This is a genomic window from Maribellus sp. CM-23, assembly GCF_021354595.1.
Taxonomy (GTDB): Bacteria; Bacteroidota; Bacteroidia; order Bacteroidales; family Prolixibacteraceae; genus Draconibacterium.
This window is the reverse complement of sequence record NZ_JADWYJ010000001.1, coordinates 691,052-715,405: the sequence shown is the minus strand read 5'-3', so window position 1 is coordinate 715,405 and position 24,354 is coordinate 691,052. Positions and strand designations below refer to the sequence as shown.

Below are 24,354 nucleotides of genomic sequence, written 5' to 3'. Positions count from 1 at the left end.
TCGGTGGGTTAACAAAGTGATTTTGTCATAAAAGAAGTGTAAAAAGGCTAAGGCCAAGGCTAAGGCTGAGGTGCAAAAGAGATATTAACAAAACTTGCCGTTTTTAATTAAATAGAACGCTGATAACTCAGATGCCAATGATTATCGCTGCTTTCTTCGTGATTATCTGTCAAAATCAGTGTGATTAGCGTTCCGTTTTCACGTTTTACTTTTAATTGGTTTGTACACAACAGATATGTTTCACTTTTGAGACGCCTTCTTCCGAAACAGTTTAGCAATTTTTCAATTCATTAGAAAAGGCAACAAAAAAGGCAACCCGGAACTCCGGATTGCCTTTTGGTATTTTGTCGATACTTACTTAGTCAACAATTGCTTTGAATTTAGGATCGCTGAAATATTTGGCGAATTCCATATCCACTTTAGCTTCTGCTTTCAAGCTTGGGTTGATGTCGCAAGCTGTTTTCAAGCTGTCGAACAACAAGCTTTCTTTGGCTGTGCGTGCACCGATTACCGCTTTCAGGTATTCAGTCATCCAGCAATTTGGGATTTCACAAGCATCCAGATCTTTCAATGCTCCGTTGTTATCACCAGCCAGAATTTTTGCCAAACCTGTGTTCGGATCCTGGTATTTGCTGTAGTAACGAACCGCGCGGTCGTATTCTGCTTTTTTTACGCTTACAATACCCAGGTTGTAGTTCACTTCTTCGCCTGCTCCCGAAGCAGCACCAAACAATGACTCAGCCTTGGCAACGTCGCCTTCAACCAATGCAATGGCACCAACGTTGTTTTTCACGATCGGCTCGCTGTTTTTCAGCTTTTCAGCTTTTTCGAAATGAGGTTTAGCATCGGCATATTTCATTTGTTTGGCCAGTACATAACCTACGTTGTTCGGACCTCTCCAGTCGTTGGGATAAACTTTTACAAACGATTGGAAAATTTCCAGCTGGTCGTTCAGGTCTTCAAACAAAGTAGCTGCATAAATCAACTCAGCAGGAGTCAAAGAAGCTGGATCTGCTTTTGCAGCAGCTTTCAACTCTTCATCTGTTTTTCCGATCAGGTCAACCGAAGTGATCATTTTTGCACGACGCAATTGCGGAAGAATGTCAGCAGCAACATCGGTAAACGTTTCACTCAGGTTACGGATTTCGCGTTCACGAACTTCCGGATCGTTGTACATAGAAAGTACGCGAAGGATCAGTTCTTTATCCTGGATGTTTGATTTTTCCATCAATTCCTTGAATCCTTCCCAGTCTTCCGGAGTGTATTTTGTTTTCAGTTCAACATTAACACCGGCTTCTTTTAATTTTTTAGCCAAAAATGCTGAAGAGGTATTCTTTCTTTCTGCAGCCAGTTCTGTGTTCAGATCAATGCTTCCGTCAGGAGATGCATAAGCTGATACTTCCACGTCTTTCAGATCAATGCGATCGTTTTCGTTGGCTTTTTTAGTATAGTCCTGTAACGCTTTTACTTCGCTTTTTTCTGTTTCATCTTTTCTCAGGTTCGAGCGGTTGATGAGGTATTTGATGTCAGCCATCATTTCGTCCGGAACAATTCTTTGGAAAGCGTCGATGTTCGGATCGTATTTGCCCGAAGTATTGGCTTCGCGAACAACACCCATGATCGGTTTTGGAACGCTTGCCACTCTTTCGCTGGTTGCCAGTACACCATCAGCAACTTTGATCGGAGCAAAATCAACCGACTTCGCACCTTGCGTTGCAGTAATGTTTACATACAACTCTGATTTCGACATGTCTTTTTTGAACGGAACCGCATCTTTGTACGATACGCTACCACCGTTGTACGAAATTACTTTGTTGTTTGCCTGAACACTTTCGCCCTGTACAGTTACGGGTTGGTATTCAGTTTCGCCACCTTCGTATTTCAATACCGGAGTAGCGGTTAAAGTAACTTTTTTATGAAAGTATTTGGCGGGGAAACGGCCATTGATTGCCACATCAACTTCGCTGGCGTGCGACTCCAGAACTTCGGGAGTAACCTTGAAGTTAATCTGATCGGCATTTTTTTTCATTTTATTAAGCCCTGAACAGCCTGACAACACCACAGCAGCCGCTAGAATCAGGACAGAAGGTTTAAAGTTGATCCTCTTCATAACAGATAATATTTCAGTGATTTTAAAATTATTAGTAAGTCCACAAAAATAATAAGCTTTTTAGTTTTTGAAAGTAGCTAAAGCTTTTTTTGTCACAATATTAAACGGTTAATACCAGATTTATATTTAGTATCAAAAATTGCTGATTTTAGCGTCTCATAATCCCGCGGGTTTTTTACAAAATCAATGCCATTTGTGTCGATTATCAGCATGGGGAATGAGTTTATTTGTTTAAAAAAATTAAAATAGCCTTTGGCAATGTTGCCGAGGTAAGAAGGAGTGATGTGTTTTTCGTAATCACGGCCACGATTGGCAATATTACTCATCAGCCGGTCTACGTTTGCATGCAGGTAAACATACAGATCAGGCTTGGGCATCGACTCAAAAACAATATCAAAAATCTGGCGGAACAGCCTGTACTCATCCGACTTCAACGTGTTTTGGGCAAAAATGGCGGTTTTCGCAAAATAGTAATCTGCCACCAGGAAAGAGTGAAACAAATCGAGGTTTAGTACCTCGTTTTTGATTTGCGTATACCGATCGGCTAAAAACGATAATTCCAGCGGAAAGGAATAGCGTTCCTGGTCTTCGTAAAACTTCGGAAGAAAAGGGTTGTCAGCAAATTGTTCCAATACCAGTTTGGCATTGTATTCTTCTGCTACCATTTTGGTGAGGGTTGTTTTTCCTGCACCGATATTTCCTTCTATAACAAGAAACTGCATCTGATTTTTACTCGTGATTTCAAAACAGCTCCTAAAATTAGAAGCTTTTTACGAATTGGCCTTTTTTTGTTGAAAACTACATGATTCTTTTTTCGTGTCGGATTCGCTTGTCTTTGACGCTCCCGGTGATGTAGGTAACAATCAACCCCACACTGACCGCTGTGGCCATCAATTCGAAGCCGTAAGCAGGCACCAGCTTCATCAGTGCGAATCCAACCAGAAATCCGGCTACCAAGCCGTAAAGCGCATGCTGGTAACTAAAATGGAACGGCGGGTAAAATCCATGTTCCTTTTGCATGTGTTTTGAAAGACGACTGATCAGCCGGTCGTAGTTGCGGCGTGTTTTCCCAGGTACTCCAACGGCCTCGTCGATTGACTCAACTGCTTCCTTGATGTTGATGTGTTCTTTCTGACAGACCGGGCAATTTTTTGAGAATTGATCCACGCGCCCGATGTTTCGTTTGAATTCCTCGATCCGGAAAAACCGAAGCTCGCGGTCTTTTTCATTTTCGAGTTTCGAATCAATTGTTTGTATTATTTCTGATGACCAGGATTCCATATCAATGAATTTAGATAGCGAAGGTAGGAAAAGGAATGGAAAGTAGTTTAGAGTTCTGCGTTCAATGTTCAGAGGAGTTTGTAGTCTCAGTCTCAGTTTGCAGTTTCACTGGATAGTTTCCAATTGGGCGTTTGCAGCTTAAAAGTTTGTCACTCACACATTCTTTCCTTCAATCGTTCAATTTAATAAAAAACGCCCCACCAACCGGCGGAGCGTTTCAATATGCTTTTGAATAAAAATTCAATTATTCTTCGCGGCGTGGGCGGAATTCTCTGCGGTCGCCACCACCACGACGGTCGTCTCTGCGATCGCCACCTCTACGGTCGCCACCACGGAAATCTCTGCGGTCACCACCTCTGCGATCACCACCACGGCTATCCGAGCGAGGCTCTCTTGGAGGACGCTCTACATAACCTTCGGGTTTTGGAAGAAGTACTTTGCGCGAAAGTTTCAGCTTACCGGTTTTTTCATCTACACCGATCAGTTTCACTTCCATCATTTCTCCTTCTTTGCAGAAATCTTCGGCTTGTTCCACGCGGTTCCAATCCATTTCCGAAACATGAAGCAAGGCTTCTTTTCCGGGCAGAATTTCGATGAAAGCACCAAACGACACTACTGACTTAACTTTCCCGGTGTAAACTTCGCCTACTTCAGGAATAGCGGTAATGGCTTTGATTCTTGCTTTCGCAGCTTCAATTGGTTCCTTGCCGGCACCTGAAACCTGCACCATACCCAAGTCTCCCACTTCCTCGATCACGATCACGGTCTGGGTTTCTTCCTGGATAGCCTGGATAACTTTTCCACCCGGTCCAATCACGGCACCAATCATGTCTTTCGGTATCTGAATGGTTTCGATACGTGGTACATTTGGTTTGTAATCTTCGCGTGGTTCAGAAATTACTTCCATCATTTTTCCCAAAATGTGCAAACGTCCTTCTTTTGCCTGTTGCAGCGCCTGCGACAACACTTCGTACGAAAGACCGTCTACTTTAATGTCCATCTGGGTAGCGGTAATACCTTCGGCACTTCCGGTTACTTTAAAGTCCATGTCTCCCAGGTGATCTTCGTCTCCGAGGATGTCAGAAAGAACCGCAAATTTATTGGAGCCTTTATCGGTAATCAATCCCATGGCAATACCAGATACAGGTTTCTTCATTTTGATACCCGAATCCATCATGGCCATTGTGCCCGAACAAACGGTTGCCATCGACGATGAACCGTTTGATTCCAGGATGTCGGTTACGATACGAACCACATAGGGGAATTCTTCCGGCATCATATTTTTCAGTGCACGAAGCGCCAGGTTTCCGTGACCAATCTCGCGACGTCCCACACCACGTGGTGTTTTAGGTTCGCCTACACTAAACGGAGGGAAGTTGTAGTGCAACAGGAATTTCTCTTTTCCTTGTACGGTTACACCATCAATAATCTTTTCATCCATTTTGGTACCCATGGTTACTGAAGTCAGTGCCTGGGTTTCGCCACGGGTGAAAATAGAAGAACCGTGTGCTCCCGGAAGGTAATCCACTTCTCCCCAAATTGGGCGAATTTCGTGGGTTTTTCTGCCATCCAGACGCATGCCTTCGTCGAGGATCATGCGGCGCATCGCTTCTTTTTCCACATCGTGGTAGTATCTTTTGATCAGGTTAACTTTTTTATCCAGCTCTTCGTCTTCTGCATTTTCTGCTTTAAACTTTTCAATCCACTCGTCGCGAAGGGCTTCGAAAGCTCCGTAACGTTCACTTTTATTAGTGATTTGTTGCGTTGCAATTGCATAGCACTGTTCGTAGAGCTCAGATTTTACGCGACTGCGAAGCTCCTCGTCATTGTTTTCATGACAGTATTCGCGTTTTACAACGCCCAATTCTGCTGCCAGTTCTTCCTGAACTTTACAGTGTTTCTTGATTTCTTCGTGTGCTACTTTAATTGCTTCCAGCATTACTTCTTCCGAAACTTCTTTCATTTCGCCTTCTACCATCATGATGTTGTCGTGCGATGCACCCACCATAATGTCAAGGTCGGCTTCGGCCAGTTGAGAATAAGTCGGGTTGATAATGAATTCGCCGTTTACACGAACCACGCGAACTTCCGAGATCGGAGTTACGAAGGGAACGTCAGAAACTGCGATGGCGGCTGATGCTGCCAAACCTGCCAGTTGATCAGGCATTTCATCTTTTCCCGAAGAAATCAATGAAATCATTACAGCTGTTTCAGCGTGATAGTCGTCAGGGAAAAGCGGACGGAGTGCACGGTCAACCAGACGTGCCACCAGAATTTCGTCATCGCTCGGACGAGCTTCTCTCTTCATAAACCCGCCGGGGAAACGGCCTGCGGCCGAGAATTTTTCGCGGTAATCCACTGATACCGGCATAAAATCAACGTCTTCTTTGGCTTCTTTGGCTGAAACAACCGTAGCCAGCAACATGGTGTCACCCATTCGTACCACTACCGAACCATCAGCCTGTTTGGCCAACTTCCCGGTTTCAATGGTAATCGTCCTGCCATCGGCAAGTTCGATTGTTTTAACTGTTGCGTTTACCATAATTTTAACTAAATCTTTAAATATTAAATTACAATGGGTGGTGAGGTTTTGCAATTTACTAAAAAAAGAAAGGCAACACTCATTGCATTGCCTTTCCATATGAATTACTTACGTAAGTTCAATTCTTTGATGATCGCACGGTAACGTTCGATATCTTTTTTGATCAGGTAGTCAAGTAAACTTCTGCGTTTACCAACCAATCTAATCAATGCACGACGGGTGCTGTGGTCTTTTTTGTTTTTCTTCAGGTGTTCAGTCAGGTGATTGATCCTGAATGTGAACAATGCGATCTGACCTTCAGCACTTCCTGTGTTGGTTGCGCTTTTGCCGTGTTGAGCAAAAAGCTCTTGCTTTTTTTCTGCTGTTAAATACATTTTAAAGAACTTGTTTTTGTTATACAATCTTTAAGTCGCAGCATCGCTATCAATTACAACGACTTAAAATTAATTCGGCGCAAAAATAGGCAAAAGATTTTGATTTCCAAACAGATAATTCACTGAATATTGTAATCGCAAAACCGGAATAAACCCAGCAGATCAGAGAGGAATTGTGGAGGTTGTATTCATGTTAATGATTGATTTCGAGGATATTCACCAAAATATGTTAATAACTACACATGTAAATACTCTTTTTTGAGAGCTTGAGTTAGTATTATTGTAGTACCCTTATTTTTTATCATTAATTAGAGTTAGGGGTGGCTGGTGAGCTGCCCTTTTTCTACGCCTGCCGATCATGCTTGCCTTTTCCAATCAAAACCAAACTATTCCCCTGATTATTATTCGAATGTTTTGAAACAGGTTGGCCGCTTTTGCAGGTTGACTATTAAACTTTCGGGCGTGTTTCGCGTCCAATCCTCAGATCAAACGGTATGAAACAACATTCACTGTTTTCAAAATTCATTTCGTGGCTGAGCTCGCCGGAAGTTTTTGGGAGTGCTTCAAAAAATCTCGTTGGTACATGGCTTCTTTTTGAATACTACATGGATGAGCGAGAAGAGCTTGTTCATATGCGTGAAATTGACCTTCGCCGTGAAAACCAAAAGGTAGTGATAACTTTCGCCGACGATGAATTTGAGGTGAACGCTCATATTTCAGTACCCCTGGTTGCGCGGCTGAAAAAGGGCCGGTGGAGTGTCGCAAAAAACTTTATCACCTTTATCGATCCGGAAAATTTTCGCAACAATGTTGAATTTCAGTTTGCTTTTGAAAAAGGCAATCTCAAGCTACTAAAAAAGAACGAGCGGGGAATGATCGAGTTTTTTGGATTCTTTAAACCTGCGGCAGAGAAGCAGAAATCAAGCTGAACCGTTAACGGGATTTACTTTTGTATAGCTCCAATGCTGCGGGAAAAGGTTGCAGTGCCCGCTCAAAAATTCCCAAAGAATACGCAATGGTTAATCCGTAGTTCGTGATGGGGACCCCTGCCTGCCGGGCTTTCATGATACGGCTTAGCATTTCTCTTCTGTTCCACATGCAGGCTCCACAATGAATGATCAGTTTGTAATCTGAAATATTTTTGGGGAAATCGTGCCCGCGCATGTTGTCAATCTGTAGTTTTCCTCCCACGTACTGTGTCAGCCAGCGGGGAATCTTTACCGTTCCGATGTCTTCTCCGATTGGATGATGGGAACAGGCCTCGGCAATCAGTACTTTATCTCCTGTTTTAAGCTGATCGATCGCCATCGCACCTCTTACCATTTCGGTAAGGTCACCCTGGAAACGTGCAAAAAGGATGGAAAACGAAGTCAGCGGGATTTCCGGCGGAGTGTCGGCGGCCACTTTTAAAAATGCCTGCGAGTCGGTCACCACCAGTTTGGGAGGCTTGTTGAACCGCGATAAAGCTTCTCTTAATTCCCGTTCTTTTACTACCACCGAAAAACAATCGTTGTCCAGCAAATCGCGGATGCTTTGTACCTGGGGAAGGATCAATCTTCCTTTGGGAGCTTCCTTGTCTATCGGTACGACCAGAACGGCTGCTTCTCCCGGGCCCACCAAGTCGGCCAGGATACTGGGGCGGTTGATGTAGTCGTCGGGAGCCGATCGTAAGAGCTTTTGCCTTAATTCAGGAATGCCGGCACCAGTTGCAACCGAAGTCTGTACATAGCTGACTTTTACCGAATCAAAATCTGCGGTTAACGATAGATTCTCCGCATACAGGTCGCATTTGTTGAAGACAATGATAAAGGGAATGTCGCGGTCTTTCAGCTCGTCCATCAGCTTTTGCTCGTATTCTCCAAAATCCTGAGAATTGGTAACAATCAGCCCAAGGTCCGTGCGGTCGAAAACAGCCAGTGTTTTGGCAATTCGTTTTTCGCCGAGGTCGCCCACATCGTCAATCCCGGCGGTATCAATAAACAAAACCGGGCCCAGAGGGAGCAACTCCATGGGTTTTTCAACAGGGTCGGTAGTGGTTCCGGCTACTTCCGAAACGATGGAAACCTCCTGTTGGGTAAGGGCATTCAAAATACTCGATTTTCCCGCATTCCTTCTTCCCAAAATGCCAATGTGTAAACGAAATGTTTTTGGTGCCCTCATGTTTAATCTATTGTTTTTATGGATTGTAACCAGAATTGTGTTGCAATGATAGCCAAAAAAAGGGCGCTGTTCGCACCCCTTTCAGAATTATAATCGTTCTTCGATTACTTCTTTGTTCCGCAGCAGCCTTTTTTTGCAGGCGCTTCCTGTTTTTCAGAACCACAGGTTTTTCCAGAAGCAGCACAGCTTTTCTTTTGTGTTTCTGTGCAGCCGGTTGCTTTTTTTGCATCTTTTTCTTTTACTTCTGCGTTTTTCTTTTCAGTTTTCTTTTTGTCTTTTTCTTCTTCTGAAAGTGCAGAATTGTTGTCGTCGTCAGCGACAATTGTAACAGCATCTTTTTCTGTTGAAACAACATTGGTTGAGCTGTTTGCTATTGATACTCCGTAGACTGCAACAAGGGCAAGAATCAAGAAAATTTTCTTCATTGTGAATTTAATTTAAGGTTAATGATATTTGATTTTTACATTAGTTTAAAATGATCGATTTTTGAGTTTTTATTGTCCGGAAATATACAATTTTTTCCTGAAAATCAACGGAGAGCCATCCAATACCCCATAAAAAAAGGCCACTTGCCGAACCGACAAATAGCCTCTTTCTGTATAGGAAAAGCTTTCTTACTTTTTCTTATCGCCGCAAGATTTGCTGCAATCAGCGCTTTTCTTTCCGGCACAAGCTTCTGACTTGGCAGATTTGTCAGCACATCCTTCAGCTTTAGCGCTTGAGCAATCTTTTGATTTGTCAGCACATCCTTCTGATTTGGCAGTTGCACAACCTTCTGACTTCGCTTCTGATTTGGCAGCTTTTTTCTCTTTTTCTGCTTCAACGTTCTTTTTTCCTTCAACTACAACAGTTGCGTTATCATCGTAGTTAACAACAGGCGCCGAAGTCATCGCCATCGACAAGCCATATACTGCAAAAAATGCAAGTGCTAAAAATACTTTTTTCATGATCATCAATTTTTAAGTTATAAAATGAAATAATTCTTACTGTTTTAATTTAGATTCAATATTAATAAGATTCAAATAAAAATCCAAATGAATATTAAGATATTTTTATATTAAACAAGGTTGCAATTTTTTGGGGCTGATAATCAGTTGTTTGAAAAATGTTAATGACCTGTTAATGCCAGTTGTACAATTAGTTGCCTAGTTTGCAGACAGCTTCCGGACTGATAAATTCTTCAAATTCGTTTTCTGTTAAGTACCCCGATTCAATGACAGCATCTTTTACTGTTCTTCCCTGTTCTTTGCAAAGCGTCGCAATTTTGCTGGCTTTCTCATAGCCGATAGCGGGGAGCAGGGCGGTAATGGTAGCCGTTGAATTTTCAATGTTCTTTTTGCATACCAAACGGTTCGCTGTAATGCCTGAAACACAATTCTGTGCGAAAATCAATGCTGCATGAGACAAGAGTTCCAGTGAATTCAACAGAGAGTCGGCAATTAAGGGTATGAACTGGTTTAGCTCCAGATTTCCGGAACTACAGGCCAGTGTAATTACCTGGTCGTTCCCCATTATTTTTATGGCCGCCTGTGCCACAGCTTCTGGAATAACAGGATTGACTTTCCGGGGCATGATCGATGATCCGGCTTGTAATGCAGGAAGGTTTATTTCGCCCAACCCGGCATGTGGGCCACTGGCTAAAAGACGTAGGTCGTTGCCGATTTTAAAAAGGTTGGTGGCACATGCTTTTAAAATACCGGACACTTCAACAAAAACATCGGTATTTTGGGTGTTGTCGATCAGGTTTTCGCTGCGTGCCAGACCGATGTTGGTATTTTCGCGAAGTTTGTCGGTTACCCTAAAAATAAACTGCCGCGGCGCTCCCAATCCTGTACCAATGGCTGTCCCTCCCAGGTTCACTACCCGCAAGCGCTCTTCGCATTTGTAAATGCGCCAGCGGTCGCGGTTAAATGCTTCTGCGTAAGCACTCATCTCACGTCCCAAAGTTGTGAGTACAGCGTCTTGTAGTTGCGTACGTCCGATTTTGACCACATCGGCAAATTCCTTTTCTTTTTGCTGAAAAGCTTCCTGCAAAGCAAGTATGTTTTGTTCCAGGATTCGGAGCAGACGAATGGCGGCTATTTTTAATGCTGTTGGATAGGTATCGTTGGTGCTTTGGTGAAGGTTAACATCGTCGAGAGGTGAAATCACCTCATAATGGCCCGGAGCTTTACCCATGATCTGCAAAGCCCGGTTGGCAATCACTTCATTTACGTTCATATTGGTGGAAGTTCCTGCTCCTCCCTGCAGGGCATCTACTAAAATATGTTCGTTCAGTAGTCCTGCTGACATTTCCCAACAGGCTTTTTCAATGGCATCAGCTTTGGCTTCATCTTGCCAATACCCTAAATGATGATTGATCTGCGCACAGGCCAGCTTTACTTCGCCGTAAGCTTTTATCAGTTCGGGATGAACAGGTCTTCCGGACATAGGGAAGTTCTCCACGGCTCTGGCGGTGTGTATTCCCCACAAAGCATCGGCAGGAATTTGTTTAGTGCCAAGCAGATCAGTTTCTATTCTTGTCTGTACCATGATTCACCTGATTTTAGGATTAAAGGATTTTGTTATTGTGAACCCTTTTGAATTGGAGGGTATTCGCTCCGAAATTTATAAGCAACCCAATTTTCATCTTATAAGCTTCCAGGTAATTCATGGCTTGATTCAAATGAGAGCCATCCAATTCACTTCTGGCTTTTATTTCAACCATAATGTTTTCTTCCACAAAAAAATCAACCCGTCTTGTTCCTATTTCCAAATCACGAGAAAAGACAGGCATTACCTTTTCTCTTTCAAAGTTTATATTTTGATGATCGAATTCGATGGCCAGGGCTCTCTGATAAATTACTTCCTGAAAACCATTTCCGAGAGCCCGGTGAACTTGCATGGCACAACCTATTATTTTATGGGTAAGTTCTTCGTGTTCCATATTTTGCCTGATTTTCCATAAAGTTAGGATTAATCAGGCAATCAGGAAAATCCTTGAAATCAGGGTTCAGACTTTTGCTAGCAATAAACATCGTCCCTGCCTGCCTCAACTCTTTTCACCAGTTTTTCGGCACGCTGACGCGCCACGCCCGACATGCTGTCGATGGTTTGCTGAATGAGTTGGTTGCCTACTGTGTTTGTCTCGGCAGAGGCAAAGTTTTGCAGGTATTCTTTGAACGAACTTAATGCATTGGGGCCGCAATGCAGCTTAATATCACCGGGTTTGGCCAGGTCCATAAAATCCTGCCCGGTGCGTCCAAGCCGGTAACAAGCGGTGCAGAACGATGGAATGTAACCCATTGCAGCGACATCGCGGATCACCTCGTCAAGCGAGCGGTGATCGCCCAGACTGAATTGTCCTGAAACATCATCTTCTTCCTCGTAGCCACCCGGATTGGTTTTACTTCCGGCAGAGATCTGGCTAACACCCATAGCAAAGGTTTCGCGGCGCATTTTGGCCGTTTCGCGTGTCGACATGATGATGCCGGTGTAAGGCACTGCCAGGCGAAGAATCGCAACGATCTTTTTGAAATCGGCATCCGAAACCGGGTAAGGCGGATTGGAGGCCATATCGCTGTTGGTGGCCGGTTCCATGCGCGGAACGCTGATGGTGTGGGGCCCGACTCCGAATTTATCTTCCAGTTCGTTGATGTGCTGGATCATCGCCAGAATTTCAAAACGATAATCGAATAAGCCAAATAAAACACCGATGCCCACATCGTCGATTCCTGCTTCCATGGCACGGTGGAGGGCCCACACCCGCCAGTTGTAGTCTTTCTTTTTACCGCCCTTGTGTACCTTGGCGTAAGTTTCGCGGTGGTAGGTTTCCTGGAAGATCTGGTAAGTACCAATATTGGTGTTTTTTAGTTGCTTGAACTCATCCGTGGTTAGCGGCGCAACATTTACATTCACGCGCCGGATTTCTCCATGTTCCGATTTTACACTGTAGATCGTTTTTACTGAATCCAGCACATATTGCAAGCCTTCTTTGGGGTACGATTCGCCGGCTACCAGCAAAATACGTTTGTGCCCCTGCTTGATCAGCACCTCCACTTCGCGGGCAATGTGCTCTTGCGATAATGCATGGCGGTTGATGCCTTTGTTTGAAGCCCGAAAGGCACAATACAGACATTCATTGGCACAAAGGTTTGAAATGTAGAGTGGCGCAAACAAAACCAGCCGTTTCCCGTAAATGGTGTCTTTTACCTGGTTGGCGGTGTTGTAAAGTTCTTCCAGCATTTCAGGTTCCTGAATAGAGGTGAGCACGGCCACTTCGTCGAGCGTAAGGCCTTTCATTTCCGTGGCGCGGGCCAGTACTTCGCGAATTCTGGACGGATCCGGGGTCTGGTTTTTTTCCAGTGCATCCCAAACTTTTTGTTCGTTGATAAAATCGGCAGGTACGTTATACATAGTGCTTAAATGTTTAAAGTAGATGTTATTGTTTGGCAAGTCCTGATTTTACAGAAACTCCCGGGATGTTGCCCAGTTTTCCGGTCATTTGCCCCAGCTCGTCGGTAGTGGCATCGATCACGAGTGTAATCACCGAAGCATTTTCCTTTACTTTCGGAAGACCGGTGCGTGCCAGTATCAGTTCCGAAAAATCGCTTAAAATGGCATTTACATGGGCCGCACATTTTTCGCGGTCGTCGATGATAATGCCAACAAAACCCAAACGTTTCATTTTATTGAATACTTAAATTTTAATACTGAACGATCAGCCAAAATGGATTAAACAAATACTGCGGGAATAAAATGGAAATCAGACTAATTGGTAAGGATCACTTACATTAATCGACTTATGTTTTCCCTAAAGTCAGCCGCAGCCTTCCCGCAGGAATTCGAAGCAAAAATAAACTTAATTTCAATAGATTACCATGAGAAAAGTTGGTATCCGCTATTTCCGGGTGAAACTTAATTTCAGCTTAGTAAAACAACTAAAAATGCTACTTTTGCTGCCACAAACTTTAGCACATTGGAAAGACAAGAGATCATACAATTACTTCAGTTAAAAGGTGCCGAACGCACGGCCCTGTTGCAACGTGCCCGTGAGGTAAAAATCAAAGAAGTAGGCAACAAGGTTTACTTTCGGGGCTTGATCGAATTCTCGAATGTGTGTTCGAAAGATTGTTTGTATTGCGGCATCCGGAAAGGCAACGAAAAAGTGTTGCGCTACGATGCCAAAGACAACGAAATACTGGATGCCTGCCGCTTTGCGTGGGAGAACCGTTTTGGTTCGGTGGTGTTGCAGTCGGGTGAATTGTCGTCGCCTGCTTTTGTAAAGCGCGTGGACGATCTGCTGAAAAAAATCAAGCAACTCTCGAACAATGAGCTGGGAATTACCCTGAGTTGCGGAGAGCAGTCGCTCGAAACTTACCGTCGCTGGTTTGAAAGCGGTGCGCACCGTTACCTGTTGCGGATCGAATCATCAACGCGGGATCTGTACTACAAGATCCATCCCGAAAACGATCATCATTTATTTGAAAAGAGACTGGAAGCGCTGGCTTCTCTCAAAGAGGCCGGTTACCAGGTGGGAACGGGTGTCATGATCGGACTGCCGTTTCAAACCTGCGAACACCTGGCCGACGATCTGTTGTTTTTCAAAAAACTCGATATTGATATGTGCGGAATGGGGCCTTACATAGAACATGCCGATACACCGCTTTACGAACACCGGCACGTGCTGATGAGCAAACAGGAGCGTTTTGACCTGGGACTGAACATGGTGGCGGTTCTGCGTTTGCTGATGCCCGACATCAACATTGCGGCAGCTACGGCTTTACAGGCCATCGATCCGGCGGGGCGCGAAAAAGCGCTGGCGGTGGGAGCCAATGTGATCATGCCCAACCTTACCCCCTGCGAATATCGCGAAGAATACCAACTGTACGAGAACAAACCTTGCCTTGACGAAGATGCCGAGCTGTGCCGGAACTGTCTCGAAGCGCGCATCAGTTTAGCGGGTGCCGAAATTGGTTACGGCGAATGGGGGGACTCCAAACATTTTCATCAGCGAAATAAAAATTAATTCTGAGAAGTCGCGGTTTAATCCGTGACCGTGATGTGAAAACAGCGTTCGTTGCGTTCGGTAACCACCACACAGCGGCCTTCTTTCCGCAATTCGCCAATGGCTTCGGAAAGTAATTTGCTGGCGCGGCCATCGGTCACTTCTGCCTCGTTCCACAAAAGCGTACGTTTTACCACCGTGAAATACGGAATATCGAAAGTAGTGGCATACAAATGCGAGGTATTGGGAGAAGCATTCCCGTTGCTGCGGCTTAGCTTTTTCTGGTTTTCGGTGGTGCGCAGCAGCGAACTTATCTGGTAATAATAGTGTGGCAGATCGTGCTCGTCCAGTTTTTGCGAGAACCGCTTGCCCAGTTCTTCCAGGAAATTTTTGGCAGAAGGCGTGAGGTAGGGATGCGAATGCGTAAGCGGACAAATGCGGTAATAGCCGTTGTCGGAAATGTGTTCCAGTTTCCCGGTTTTCAACAGCTCCGGAACACCGGCTTCCAGCTCTTCGTTGGTTTTGAACCGTGCTATCCCGTTCTTCTGGGCGTATTTCAGGTGTTTTAGATTCAGATCTTTGTACCAGTCTACTTTTACCGTGCCGATGGGAGCCGGGTGAAGCATCGCGTTTACCTTCTTCTTGGCCGGAAAATAAAGAACGAGTGCTGTAATGGCTATTACGGCCAGTACAATTAAGCGGATCTTGTATTTCTTTTTGAGCCGGCGTTTTTTTCGCTTTGTGCGTTTTTCTGCTGTCAATGTTGTCCTGTTTTTCTGAGGTGGAAAATTATCCGAAAATTACGTTGCGTTGAGCAACGAACGTTCACCCGAGAGCTAAAGTTGTAAACACGCTTGTGTTAGCCGGGGAAACTCCGTCCAACACAATTCTTATGCTTTCTGCTTCGACAGGCGATTGTAATGGTCGATGGCCACAAAATAGTTGGGGTCTTCCAGTACATTTACATCGCAGATTTTTTCGGCTTTTTTTACCAGCTTGATGCAGTCCTTGCTCAGGTGGCGCAGGTGGATGTTTTTCCCCACTTTCTGGTAGCGCTCGGCGAGTTTGTTGATGGCTTCAATGGCCGACTGGTCCATGATGCGCGATTCCTTGAAATCGACAATCACTTCATCCGGATCGTTTTGAACATCGAACTTGGTTTGAAAAAGGGTCGTCGATCCAAAAAACAAGGGGCCAAAAATCTCGTAGTGTTTGATTCCGTGTTCATCGACGCTTTTGCGTGCCCGGATGCGCTTGGCATTTTCCCACGAGAAAACGAGCGCCGAAACAATTACGCCCGACAAAACCGCCACGGCCAGGTCGAAAAGAACGGTTAACCCGGTCACCAGTACAATCACAATTAAGTCAGACACCGGAATTTTGTTGATGATCTTGAAGGTGCTCCATGCAAAAGTGCCGATCACCACCATAAACATTACACCCACCAGGGCAGCAATCGGTATCATTTCAATATACCCCGACGCGAAAAGAATGAACATCAGCAGCATAATGGCCGCAACAATTCCGGAGAGACGACCGCGGCCGCCTGATTTTATGTTGATGATGCTTTGCCCGATCATGGCACAACCGCCCATTCCTCCAAAAAATCCGTTGATGATGTTGGCGGTTCCTTGTGCCACGCACTCGCGGTTGCCGCTGCCGCGTGTTTCGGTGAGTTCGTCCACCAGGTTCAGCGTCATCAGCGATTCAATCAAACCCACACCTGCCAGGATCAGCGAGTAAGGCAAAATCAGTTTCAGGGTTTCGAGGCTAAAGGGGATCAGCGGGACATTAAAGGTGGGCAGCCCGGCTTTGATGCCTTCGCCGCCGCCCGACTGGATAAAGGATTTTACGGTTTCGGTTTCGATGTTTCCAAAAATAACAAGGGCCGAAACCACCAGTATACCCGCCAGTGCAGCCGGTATAGCTTTGCTGATTTTGGGCAGCACAATCATAATGGCCATGGTGAGCGCCACGAGGCCAAGCATGGTGAACAGGGGCGCGCCGCTGAGCCACTCGCCGCCTGCTTTGAACATGTTCAACTGCGAAAGAAAGATCACAATGGCGAGGCCGTTCACAAAGCCCATCATGACCGAATGCGGTACCAGTCGAATAAACTTTCCGAGTTTAAAAATGCCAAAGAGGTTTTGGATGATCCCGGTGAGGATGAGGGCGGCGAACAGGTATTGCAGGCCCTGCATTTCGCCCATGGCATTTCCTTTTTGCACCAGGCTCACCATTACCACCGCCATGGCCCCGGTTGCACCCGAGATCATTCCCGGGCGGCCGCCAATGAGCGAGGTAACCAGTCCCATCATAAAGGCACCGTACAAACCAACAATGGGTGAAACTCCCGCCACAAAAGCAAAAGCCACCGCCTCGGGCACCAGCGCCAGCGAAACGGTTAGTCCCGAAAGCAGGTCGTCTTTAACACTTCCTTGTTTTTTATCGATAAACTGAAATTGAAACTTCATAGGTAATCATTTTGGTGGAACGGTTGCTCGTGTTGGCCCGCAGCAGCTTGTTTACTGCTTGTGCGGCTGTCCGTTCGCTGAATATTTGAAATGTGATGTTTTTTGAATCAGCGCGCGAAAATAGGGCTTAATCCTAAAAATATGTTGTTGAGCATGTTTTTTAGGGGATTGTTAATGTAGAGGTAAAGTGCCTGACTCTTTGTTTTCAAGCCGTTGGAAGGTAGCCGAAAGCTGTTGTTTTTTTCTGCCCGTTGTTTAGTAAGGAAGCCTGCCGGATCTTACTACTCTGATTGGCGGCAGGTTTGCAAAGGCTCCGAATATTATATTTCTGAACAGAGAAACGTTATCCTGACCTCAGGATGATGCATTTCTGATTTGCGAGGTGTTTGCAAAAGGTCAGGATGATGCATTTCTGATTTGCGACGTGTTTGCAAAAGCTCCGAGGGATACTACTCTCGGCAGAGAAACGTTTGCAAAGGCTCCGGATGTTATATTTCTGAACAGAGAAACGTTTGCAAAAGGTCAGGATTTCATTACTCTCAACTGCGGCGGCTTCTTTAAATCAGTGAGTTAGCTGTTTTTTTGGGGTTTCGGGAAAAACCGGGTATCCGGCACTGGCGGGGCGCAGGCTGTAATTCCTTTTTAGCTTACTGTTTGCCCTGGCGAAAGTGGCTGTTGCCTGGTAAGAACTAAAAACATCAGCGGGGTGTTATGCTACTGTATTTCCAATCGTGTTGTTTTTTCGTGAAACAATTCTGATGGATGGAATTCACCCGGGTAAACAAAAGTTATGCAGGATAAAGTGCGGTTAAGCGATGTGTTTGTATGTGCTGAGGGCAGGCGGGAATTTAGTTTGCCTGAATTGGTGCATTTGCCCTGGCAAAAAAGTTTTTTGCGTTTGATGGAGCAGCGTTTGCAAATGGTTTTTAGCGCCGAAACCGAGGACGCCAATGTATGTTTTGCCGGCGACAGCGGGTTGCGAAACGACTTTAAAACACAGTTTACAGCGGAAGAATTGCGCAGGTACGTGGCAGCGTGTTTACCGGACGAACGTTTTGTGTCGCCCGAAGCCGAGTTGCCGTTGCCTGCCAACCCGGCGGCTTTTTATAGCCGGATTGAAGGCTGAGTGATTTATCGTACCGAAAGTGCAGCCGTTTGATTCTGACTGAATGAAAATGAATAAAGTATGAAAGACAAAAATTACGCCTGGGCCATTGCGGCCGTATTTATCTGGATCGGTTTTGTGGGGGCCATTAGTTTTATGGAAGCCTGGCTTAAGTTCAGGGCGCCCGGGATAACGGTTGCGCTGGGCCTCGGCATTGGGCGTCTGGTGTTTCAGGTGCTCAACAAAATAGAAATGGTGCTGGCGGTCGTTGTGATCGTAAATTTTTTGTGGCAAAAAATACCGCTGCACCGGAAAGGTGGTGTCCTGTTTTTGGTCGCACTTGGGGTGCTGGTACTTCAAACCGTCTGGCTTCTTCCGGCCCTTGACGAACGTGCCGTAATGATGATGGAAGGGCAGGAGGTTCCGGACTCGAAACTGCATTTTGTCTATGTCGCCCTGGAACTTATAAAAACCGTGTGTCTGCTTGTTTTTGGCGCCAAACTGCTAAAAGCAAATAACGCCGGAAGGTAATTGGAAGTCTTCAGCATAAAAATGGATACTAATTCAGAAATACTTCTTTATCAGACTGAAGACGGACAAACCAAAATTGATGTCCGGCTAGAAGAAGAAACGGTTTGGCTTTCGCAGGCACAAATGGGCCAGCTGTTTCCGAAAAAGCGGTCGGTAATAACGAAACATATCAATAACATTTTTAATGAAGGCGAACTGGAAGAAAAAAGCAATGTGCAAATTTTGCACATTAGTGGGTCAGATCGTTATTTATCCATAAACCAAACAGGCCATTCCCCGCAAAAGAAATGGCCTGTTTTATAACTTGCCGGATCGGTGTTTTATTCCACCGCCGATATTTTTACCGCCCAGGCAAGGTCGCAAGGCAGCTTGGTTCTTATTTTTTGCGGAACATACACTTTTACTCCTTCGGCCGTATTTTCCCATTTCAACGTTCCGGCGGCGCCGAGCATGCTAAGTTTGGCACCTTTGGCAGCTTTTATTCCTTTAACGGTAAACGAAGCCGGCAATCCTGCACCGTCTTCCTGCTCCAGGTAAAGTGCGTACACCGCTTTGCTGTCTTTTTGCTGGGTCAGGCAAATATTGTCGGTTTTGAAAGGCGCAATGGCACGTGTTGAGTAAATCGCTTCGCCGTTTACATCAATCCATTTCCCCATGGCATCGAGGAGTTTGTAGGCATCTTCGGGCCACGAACCATCGGGTGCCGGGCCAATGTTGTAAAGAAGGTTGCCACCTTTGGCCACAATGTCGATCAGCATATGAATGGCTTGTTTGGGTGTCATGTATTGCGGATTTGGCACCCACGACCAGCCACCACCTGCAATAATACACGACTCCCACGGGTAAGGAAGTTGTGTATCCGGAACCCTGTTTTCGGGTGTCAGGTAGTTTTGGTTGGGGCCTTTTACCGCGCGGTCAACCACAATAAGGCCGGGTTGTTTTTCGCGGGCCTTGGCTGCCAGTTCGTCCATGCGGATATCCTGGTTGATCACCCGGTTTTTGATAAAACCACTGGGTGCTTTGGCGTGGCGTCCTTCGTAATAGGCTTTCAGCGCTTCGTCCGATTGTTTGCAAACCCAGCCGCCATCGAGCCACAAAATGTCAATCTTTCCGTAGTCGGTCAGCAATTCCATAATCTGGTTGTGGGTGAAGTCAACAAACTTTTCCCATTTTTCAGGATGAAGGTCCGGGTCGTAATTGACGTTCCGGTCGAGTGGCGGAAACTTCGGGTCCCAGTAGTTGGGGTTGTTCCAGTCGGGTTTCGAGAAATAAGCGCCTGCCCACATACCTTCGGTGCGGAAAGCATCAAAAACCTCTTTGGCAACATTGGCTTTTGGATTTACACTAAACGGGCAGTCTTTGTCCGTGATTTTGTAGTCGGTATATTTCGAATCGAACATGCAAAAGCCGTCGTGGTGCTTGGTGGTGAAAACCACGTATTTCATCCCCGCATTGCTGGCTGCCTTTGCCCATTTTCCGGGCTCGAAGTTTACCGGGTTAAAAGAAAGTTTCAGGTTTTCGTATTCTTCCTTGTAGGTGAAATAATCGTCCGGATTACTTCCTTTTTTGCGGGCACACCAGCCTTCATCTTCGGGGCAAATCGACCACGATTCAACAATTCCCCACTGGCTGTATGTTCCCCAGTGCATCAGCAAACCGAATTTCAGGTCCTGCCAGTCTTCCAGTTTTTGTAAAACTTTTTCGTCGGTAGGCCACACATAATCGGTTATTTCGTGTTCCAGCTGAGCCTGTGCAAAAAAGGCAAACAGAAGCGGAACAATAAAGGTTAATTTTTTCATGATACTATAATGTTTAGAATTTTGATTGTCAATTAAAACAGAATATGGCAAGGGCTAAATGAGCTCCCCGACAATTTTTCTTCCGTGCAGTTCGCTGGCGCCGGTGAGCCTGCTGATTTCTTCCACGTTAGAGTCCAGCACTTTTCCGGCCACTAAAATGATGATTTGTCCTTCGGCTTCCTGTATCATTTTACGGATGGTTTCCTGTCCTTCCAGTGCGGTAGCTTTGCCACCTGAAGTGAGGATACGTTTGATTCCCGGAATGGTTTTCAAAACACGTACGCCTTCCACTGGGTCGTCCATTTCGTCGATAGCTTTGTGAAAAGTTACCGGAAGCGGCTGTGCATATTCAGCCAAAAGCCGGGTGTTTTTTTCATCGATTTTATTGTCCGGGGTCAGCAAGCCAAAAACTACTCCGTGTGCACCGGCTTCCTTGGCCTGGTCGATGGCCGCTTTCATTTGTTCCACCTCTTCCGGGGTATGAACAAAATTACCGCCGCGCGGGCGTGCCATGGTCATAACCGGGATGGACAGCTCCGAACAGGCCTGCTTCATTAATTCGAGTGAGGGGGTGAGTCCGTCCTGGGCCAGGTCGGCGCATAACTCAATGCGGTTGGCGCCTCTTTCGGCTGCCAATTTTGCTTCTTCCAGCGATTCTACGCAAGCTTCCTTTATCATAAATAAACCGGTATTGATTCTATCTTTCAAAGATAAAGAATTGAGGCTTCGTCTTTGAAACTTTTAAGAATAATCGAAAAATTTTAAAAAGTCTGCGGGGTTTTAAAGTCTGAATATTCGGGCAGAACCCTTAAATATTTGTTTCTTTGTTTTCAAAATCGATTCAAATTGAAATACAATCTGCTTACCATATTGGGGCCTACTGCTACGGGGAAAACCGGGCTGGCGGCACATGTTACGGCTCGTTTGAAGGGCGAAATCATTTCGGCGGATTCACGCCAGGTGTACCGCGGAATGGACCTGGGCACCGGGAAAGATTATGCCGATTATTTTGTGGACGGTGTGGAAGTGCCGTCGCATTTGGTGGATATTGAGGCAGCAGGTGCACATTACAATGTATATCGTTTTCAAACCGATTTTATCCGGGTTTACAATGAGATTCAATCGCGGGGAAAATTTCCCGTTTTATGCGGGGGCAGCGGTTTGTACCTGGAGGCTGTTTTGAAAAACTACCGCTTGATTGAAGTGCCGCCCAACCGCGAACTACGCAAGGAGCTGGAAGGGAAAACGCTGGAGCAGCTGACCGAAATTTTAAAAAGTATGAAGCCCCGCCTGCACAACGACACGGATGTGGAAACCGACCGCCGGGCTGTTCGTGCCATCGAAATTGAAAAATACTATGCCGAACATGCGCAGGAAGCTTCGGAAATGCCGGAGATCCGCAGCCTGAACATTGGGATTGATTTTGACCGCGAAATGCGCCGCCAGCGAATAACGCTGCGTTTAAAGCAACGCCTGGAAGAAGGCATGCTCGATGAGGTGCAAAAACTGCTCGACTCGGGCCTTACTCCCGATCAATTGATTTATTACGGCCTGGAATATAAATTCCTGACACTACACCTGATTGGCGAACTGAGTTACGATGAAATGTTCCGGCAACTGGAAATTGCGATTCATCAGTTTGCCAAGCGGCAGATGACCTGGTTTCGGGGTATGGAAAAACGCGGCACCAAAATTCACTGGGTAAACGGACACTTGCCCATGAACGAGAAAGTGGAAGAAATACTAAAGCTTTTGGAGTAATTAAAGCATCGGTGATCAAGGGATGTTTGATTTCGGTGTTATTTTGATACGCGACGTTGAGACAGACAAAGTGCCCGTTAGATTTCTTTTGTATTCATAATAATAATCCTAATTTTAGGGAGCTATACTTACTAAACTTAAACGGCCCGGTAATGTATCCCAATCAAGAGAAAGACAAGTTTTTGTGGATGGATTTTCTGGAAGGAAGTCAGACGGCCCTTTCCTCCATTTACCTGAACAATGTAACCGATTTGTTTGCGTACGGCTGTAAATTTACGGTCGACCGGTCGTTGGTAAAAGACTGTATACAGGAGCTGTTTGTAACCCTTATTCAATCGCGGGGCAAACTTTCGGCCACGGATAATGTGAAAGGGTACCTGTTTGCTTCGCTGAAGCGGATGATTTTCAGGGAGTCCTTACGTTCGAGTAAGCTCGAAGAAATCATGAAAACGGGTGATTATCGTTTTGAAACCGGTTTGGAGGACCTGAACCGCGAGGAGTTCGAGAATGATCATTATTCCAAAAAACTGCTGATTGTACGTTCGGCGGTGGAGTCGTTGACCAGCCGTCAGAAAGAAGCGCTGTACCTCCGTTTCTATTTTGGGTTGAGCCACAAGGAAATCGCAGAAGTGCTCGAGCTCGAAGAGCAGTCTTCGCGTTCGCTTATCAGTCGGGCAGTGAATAAAGTCCGCAGCATCATCAAAAGCGATAAAAAGCGTGTTTCCAATTTTCTTTTTGTGTTATTTTCTTCACTCGACAGGGAAAAATGATCCTGTTTTCTCTCATTAAATCAGGAAGATAAGTTGGGTGAGTAATTTTTTTTGAATTTTTTTCGAAAAAAGTATCTACACTTTGGAAGTTCATGTCTTATAGAATTGAGAAACTTTCAGAATGAACCAATTCAAGACATATAGCTCCACCGACTTTTTGAACGAAGAATCGTTTCTTCAGTGGTTGTTGAAGACCAATCAGGAGGCCGAAGTTTTCTGGGAAAACTTTATTATGGAGAATCCCGATAAGAAGGAGGAAATTGACGAGGCAATCGAAATTTTTAACTATTTCCGTTTTAAAAACGAAAAGCTTTCGATTGCGGAAATATTTGAAATGTGGGACAGTGTAAAGCATCGTACTGCTGCACCGCGGAAGAACCGGTTCATAAGCCTGCTGAAATATGCAGCCATTTTTATTTTCGTATTTGCCAGCGGAGGCCTGAGCTATTATTTCTACAGCAAGGACAAGGATTGCAACGAGTTTAGCATGGCCGATACCACACCCGGCGACTTTTCCGATGCCCGGATTATTCTGGCCGACGGCAAGTCGGTGCCGCTTGAATCAAAAGAATCCAACATTAAATACGACGCCAGCGGAGAACAGGTGATCATCGATAATGACACCATTCAGCAGCAGGTTTCCGGCAAAGTAAACAGTACCAACCACGTAATTATTCCGTATGGTAAAAGTTCGAACCTGACGCTGAGCGACGGAACCAAAGTATGGTTAAACGCGGGCAGTCAGCTGATGTATCCTTCGGTTTTTGATAAAAAGCAGCGTGAAGTACTGCTGATTGGCGAGGCATTTTTTGAAGTGGTGAAAGACGCGCACAAGCCTTTTGTAGTGCGCACCGAGCCGGCAGATGTCGTTGTTTTGGGGACCACTTTTGATGTGTCGGCCTACCCCGATGATAATATCTTCCACACAGTGCTGGTAAGCGGGAAGGTAGATGTAAAGATCAGCGAGCATGGCTTGTTGAAAGGAAAGAAAACCAACACACTTCACCCCAACGAGATGTTTTTGCTTGACCGTTCAAGTGGAGTAAATTATGTAAACAAGGTAGATGTGGCTTCGTATGTTTCGTGGAAAGAAGGCATGCTTAACTGCGACAGGCTGGATATGAACCGCGTGGTACGGAGGCTGGAAAGGTATTACAACAAAAGAATTCACATAAAGGATCCGATGCTGGGTACGTATAAGATATCCGGTAAACTCGATCTCAAAAGCGATATTGCTGAAGTGCTCGACGTGCTTCAGGCTTTTGTCCCGATAGACTGGGGTAAACAACAAAACGGAGATTATTTTATTGTCCAACCAAACTAATATAAATGCCTATGTAACAATTCTGTAAAACTAATCGCGCTAACGTATGAAAAAAGAACCGGAGAGTGTTCGTACCACCCGCCGGTCCTGAGATTAATTAATTACAATGCTTAATTAAACGCTTAAATTTATGAATA

Annotated in this window: 24 protein-coding genes; 8 read left to right on the top strand and 16 right to left on the bottom strand. The window is 45.4% G+C overall.

Features of this window, described 5'->3' with window-relative positions; all coding sequences use genetic code 11:
• Window positions 1-358 precede the first annotated feature (358 nt).
• The 5 genes from INQ51_RS02730 to rpsO all read right to left on the bottom strand — a co-directional run bounded on the left by INQ51_RS02730 (window position 359) and on the right by rpsO (window position 6,307).
• Window positions 359-2,110 carry a tetratricopeptide repeat protein gene (locus INQ51_RS02730; RefSeq protein WP_233376361.1) on the bottom strand — a complete coding sequence of 584 codons (1,752 nt, stop codon included), beginning with the start codon at window positions 2,108-2,110 and terminating at the stop codon, window positions 359-361.
• 92 nt (window positions 2,111-2,202) lie between these two features.
• On the bottom strand, window positions 2,203-2,832 hold the full coding sequence (locus INQ51_RS02725) for a deoxynucleoside kinase (protein ID WP_233376360.1): 630 nt from the start codon (window positions 2,830-2,832) through the stop codon (window positions 2,203-2,205).
• Window positions 2,833-2,908: 76 nt separating this feature from the next.
• Window positions 2,909-3,391: a lipid droplet assembly factor 1 gene (locus INQ51_RS02720; protein WP_233376359.1), complete on the bottom strand. Its 483-nt coding sequence runs from the start codon at window positions 3,389-3,391 to the stop codon at window positions 2,909-2,911.
• Between the two features lie 244 nt (window positions 3,392-3,635).
• The gene (gene pnp, locus INQ51_RS02715; protein ID WP_233376358.1) at window positions 3,636-5,933 is read right to left on the bottom strand and encodes a polyribonucleotide nucleotidyltransferase; all 2,298 of its coding nucleotides are present in this window, start codon (window positions 5,931-5,933) and stop codon (window positions 3,636-3,638) included.
• 104 nt (window positions 5,934-6,037) lie between these two features.
• Complete coding sequence (gene rpsO / locus INQ51_RS02710; RefSeq protein WP_233376357.1) at window positions 6,038-6,307, bottom strand: 30S ribosomal protein S15; 270 nt, start codon at window positions 6,305-6,307, stop codon at window positions 6,038-6,040.
• Window positions 6,308-6,801: 494 nt separating this feature from the next.
• Here rpsO and INQ51_RS02705 point away from each other — a divergent pair, with 494 nt between their 5' ends.
• Complete coding sequence (locus INQ51_RS02705) at window positions 6,802-7,236, top strand: hypothetical protein (protein WP_233376356.1); 435 nt, start codon at window positions 6,802-6,804, stop codon at window positions 7,234-7,236.
• A gap of 4 nt (window positions 7,237-7,240) precedes the next feature.
• Here the strand turns inward: INQ51_RS02705 and hydF are convergent, their stop codons facing one another.
• From hydF to INQ51_RS02670, 7 genes are all read right to left on the bottom strand, one after another.
• Window positions 7,241-8,467 (bottom strand): [FeFe] hydrogenase H-cluster maturation GTPase HydF, encoded by a 1,227-nt coding sequence (gene hydF, locus INQ51_RS02700; protein WP_262909848.1) that lies wholly within the window; start codon window positions 8,465-8,467, stop codon window positions 7,241-7,243.
• A 104-nt stretch (window positions 8,468-8,571) separates the two neighbouring features.
• Window positions 8,572-8,892, bottom strand: a complete 321-nt coding sequence (locus INQ51_RS02695) for a hypothetical protein (protein ID WP_233376355.1) — start codon at window positions 8,890-8,892, stop codon at window positions 8,572-8,574.
• A gap of 189 nt (window positions 8,893-9,081) precedes the next feature.
• Window positions 9,082-9,414, bottom strand: coding sequence for a hypothetical protein (locus INQ51_RS02690; protein ID WP_233376354.1), 333 nt, complete (start codon window positions 9,412-9,414; stop codon window positions 9,082-9,084).
• Window positions 9,415-9,604: 190 nt separating this feature from the next.
• Complete coding sequence (locus tag INQ51_RS02685; RefSeq protein WP_233376353.1) at window positions 9,605-10,999, bottom strand: aspartate ammonia-lyase; 1,395 nt, start codon at window positions 10,997-10,999, stop codon at window positions 9,605-9,607.
• A gap of 19 nt (window positions 11,000-11,018) precedes the next feature.
• Window positions 11,019-11,393 (bottom strand): GxxExxY protein, encoded by a 375-nt coding sequence (locus INQ51_RS02680; protein WP_233376352.1) that lies wholly within the window; start codon window positions 11,391-11,393, stop codon window positions 11,019-11,021.
• 77 nt (window positions 11,394-11,470) lie between these two features.
• Window positions 11,471-12,862, bottom strand: a complete 1,392-nt coding sequence (gene hydG, locus INQ51_RS02675) for a [FeFe] hydrogenase H-cluster radical SAM maturase HydG (RefSeq protein ID WP_233376351.1) — start codon at window positions 12,860-12,862, stop codon at window positions 11,471-11,473.
• 25 nt (window positions 12,863-12,887) lie between these two features.
• Window positions 12,888-13,133 (bottom strand): TM1266 family iron-only hydrogenase system putative regulator, encoded by a 246-nt coding sequence (locus INQ51_RS02670; protein WP_233376350.1) that lies wholly within the window; start codon window positions 13,131-13,133, stop codon window positions 12,888-12,890.
• 291 nt (window positions 13,134-13,424) lie between these two features.
• On the opposite strand from INQ51_RS02670, the gene hydE reads away from it, so the two are divergent.
• On the top strand, window positions 13,425-14,474 hold the full coding sequence (hydE, locus tag INQ51_RS02665; protein WP_233376349.1) for a [FeFe] hydrogenase H-cluster radical SAM maturase HydE: 1,050 nt from the start codon (window positions 13,425-13,427) through the stop codon (window positions 14,472-14,474).
• A 17-nt stretch (window positions 14,475-14,491) separates the two neighbouring features.
• Here the strand turns inward: hydE and INQ51_RS02660 are convergent, their stop codons facing one another.
• Window positions 14,492-15,214: a DUF5715 family protein gene (locus INQ51_RS02660; RefSeq protein WP_233376348.1), complete on the bottom strand. Its 723-nt coding sequence runs from the start codon at window positions 15,212-15,214 to the stop codon at window positions 14,492-14,494.
• Between the two features lie 129 nt (window positions 15,215-15,343).
• Entirely contained in the window at window positions 15,344-16,927 is a 1,584-nt protein-coding gene (locus INQ51_RS02655; RefSeq protein ID WP_233376347.1) for a SulP family inorganic anion transporter, read from the bottom strand.
• 790 nt (window positions 16,928-17,717) lie between these two features.
• Here INQ51_RS02655 and INQ51_RS02650 point away from each other — a divergent pair.
• Genes INQ51_RS02650 through INQ51_RS02640 form a run of 3 tightly spaced genes read left to right on the top strand, consistent with a single transcriptional unit; the run spans window position 17,718 to window position 18,866 of the window.
• Window positions 17,718-18,053 carry a hypothetical protein gene (locus INQ51_RS02650; RefSeq protein ID WP_233376346.1) on the top strand — a complete coding sequence of 112 codons (336 nt, stop codon included), beginning with the start codon at window positions 17,718-17,720 and terminating at the stop codon, window positions 18,051-18,053.
• Window positions 18,054-18,113: 60 nt separating this feature from the next.
• Entirely contained in the window at window positions 18,114-18,563 is a 450-nt protein-coding gene (locus tag INQ51_RS02645) for a hypothetical protein (protein WP_233376345.1), read from the top strand.
• A 21-nt stretch (window positions 18,564-18,584) separates the two neighbouring features.
• The gene (locus tag INQ51_RS02640; RefSeq protein WP_233376344.1) at window positions 18,585-18,866 is read left to right on the top strand and encodes a hypothetical protein; all 282 of its coding nucleotides are present in this window, start codon (window positions 18,585-18,587) and stop codon (window positions 18,864-18,866) included.
• 17 nt (window positions 18,867-18,883) lie between these two features.
• Here INQ51_RS02640 and INQ51_RS02635 read toward each other — a convergent pair whose 3' ends face one another.
• Together INQ51_RS02635 and INQ51_RS02630 are read right to left on the bottom strand one after the other, a co-directional pair.
• Window positions 18,884-20,362 (bottom strand): alpha-L-fucosidase, encoded by a 1,479-nt coding sequence (locus INQ51_RS02635; RefSeq protein ID WP_233376343.1) that lies wholly within the window; start codon window positions 20,360-20,362, stop codon window positions 18,884-18,886.
• Between the two features lie 54 nt (window positions 20,363-20,416).
• A complete protein-coding gene (locus INQ51_RS02630; RefSeq protein ID WP_233376342.1) occupies window positions 20,417-21,070 on the bottom strand; it encodes a copper homeostasis protein CutC in 654 nt (217 codons plus the stop codon).
• A gap of 138 nt (window positions 21,071-21,208) precedes the next feature.
• Here INQ51_RS02630 and miaA point away from each other — a divergent pair, with 138 nt between their 5' ends.
• The 3 genes from miaA (at window position 21,209) to INQ51_RS02615 (ending at window position 24,217) form a co-directional block, all read left to right on the top strand.
• Window positions 21,209-22,123: a tRNA (adenosine(37)-N6)-dimethylallyltransferase MiaA gene (gene miaA / locus INQ51_RS02625; RefSeq protein ID WP_233376341.1), complete on the top strand. Its 915-nt coding sequence runs from the start codon at window positions 21,209-21,211 to the stop codon at window positions 22,121-22,123.
• A gap of 152 nt (window positions 22,124-22,275) precedes the next feature.
• Complete coding sequence (locus INQ51_RS02620) at window positions 22,276-22,893, top strand: RNA polymerase sigma factor (protein ID WP_233376340.1); 618 nt, start codon at window positions 22,276-22,278, stop codon at window positions 22,891-22,893.
• Window positions 22,894-23,014: 121 nt separating this feature from the next.
• Window positions 23,015-24,217 carry a FecR family protein gene (locus INQ51_RS02615; RefSeq protein WP_233376339.1) on the top strand — a complete coding sequence of 401 codons (1,203 nt, stop codon included), beginning with the start codon at window positions 23,015-23,017 and terminating at the stop codon, window positions 24,215-24,217.
• Window positions 24,218-24,354 lie beyond the last annotated feature (137 nt).

What these genes read in the sequence shown, in the direction of transcription:
- INQ51_RS02620 (WP_233376340.1), top strand. Translation starts at nt 22,276, where the DNA reads ATGTATCCCAATCAAGAGAAAGACAAGTTTTTGTGGATGGATTTTCTG.
- INQ51_RS02680 (WP_233376352.1), bottom strand. Translation starts at nt 11,393, where the DNA reads ATGGAACACGAAGAACTTACCCATAAAATAATAGGTTGTGCCATGCAA.
- hydG (WP_233376351.1), bottom strand. Translation starts at nt 12,862, where the DNA reads ATGTATAACGTACCTGCCGATTTTATCAACGAACAAAAAGTTTGGGAT.
- INQ51_RS02655 (WP_233376347.1), bottom strand. Translation starts at nt 16,927, where the DNA reads ATGAAGTTTCAATTTCAGTTTATCGATAAAAAACAAGGAAGTGTTAAA.
- INQ51_RS02720 (WP_233376359.1), bottom strand. Translation starts at nt 3,391, where the DNA reads ATGGAATCCTGGTCATCAGAAATAATACAAACAATTGATTCGAAACTC.
- INQ51_RS02640 (WP_233376344.1), top strand. Translation starts at nt 18,585, where the DNA reads ATGGATACTAATTCAGAAATACTTCTTTATCAGACTGAAGACGGACAA.
- rpsO (WP_233376357.1), bottom strand. Translation starts at nt 6,307, where the DNA reads ATGTATTTAACAGCAGAAAAAAAGCAAGAGCTTTTTGCTCAACACGGC.
- INQ51_RS02725 (WP_233376360.1), bottom strand. Translation starts at nt 2,832, where the DNA reads ATGCAGTTTCTTGTTATAGAAGGAAATATCGGTGCAGGAAAAACAACC.
- INQ51_RS02615 (WP_233376339.1), top strand. Translation starts at nt 23,015, where the DNA reads ATGAACCAATTCAAGACATATAGCTCCACCGACTTTTTGAACGAAGAA.
- INQ51_RS02645 (WP_233376345.1), top strand. Translation starts at nt 18,114, where the DNA reads ATGAAAGACAAAAATTACGCCTGGGCCATTGCGGCCGTATTTATCTGG.
- INQ51_RS02705 (WP_233376356.1), top strand. Translation starts at nt 6,802, where the DNA reads ATGAAACAACATTCACTGTTTTCAAAATTCATTTCGTGGCTGAGCTCG.
- pnp (WP_233376358.1), bottom strand. Translation starts at nt 5,933, where the DNA reads ATGGTAAACGCAACAGTTAAAACAATCGAACTTGCCGATGGCAGGACG.
- hydF (WP_262909848.1), bottom strand. Translation starts at nt 8,467, where the DNA reads ATGAGGGCACCAAAAACATTTCGTTTACACATTGGCATTTTGGGAAGA.
- INQ51_RS02730 (WP_233376361.1), bottom strand. Translation starts at nt 2,110, where the DNA reads ATGAAGAGGATCAACTTTAAACCTTCTGTCCTGATTCTAGCGGCTGCT.
- INQ51_RS02670 (WP_233376350.1), bottom strand. Translation starts at nt 13,133, where the DNA reads ATGAAACGTTTGGGTTTTGTTGGCATTATCATCGACGACCGCGAAAAA.
- INQ51_RS02690 (WP_233376354.1), bottom strand. Translation starts at nt 9,414, where the DNA reads ATGAAAAAAGTATTTTTAGCACTTGCATTTTTTGCAGTATATGGCTTG.
- INQ51_RS02695 (WP_233376355.1), bottom strand. Translation starts at nt 8,892, where the DNA reads ATGAAGAAAATTTTCTTGATTCTTGCCCTTGTTGCAGTCTACGGAGTA.
- INQ51_RS02650 (WP_233376346.1), top strand. Translation starts at nt 17,718, where the DNA reads ATGCAGGATAAAGTGCGGTTAAGCGATGTGTTTGTATGTGCTGAGGGC.
- INQ51_RS02635 (WP_233376343.1), bottom strand. Translation starts at nt 20,362, where the DNA reads ATGAAAAAATTAACCTTTATTGTTCCGCTTCTGTTTGCCTTTTTTGCA.
- INQ51_RS02685 (WP_233376353.1), bottom strand. Translation starts at nt 10,999, where the DNA reads ATGGTACAGACAAGAATAGAAACTGATCTGCTTGGCACTAAACAAATT.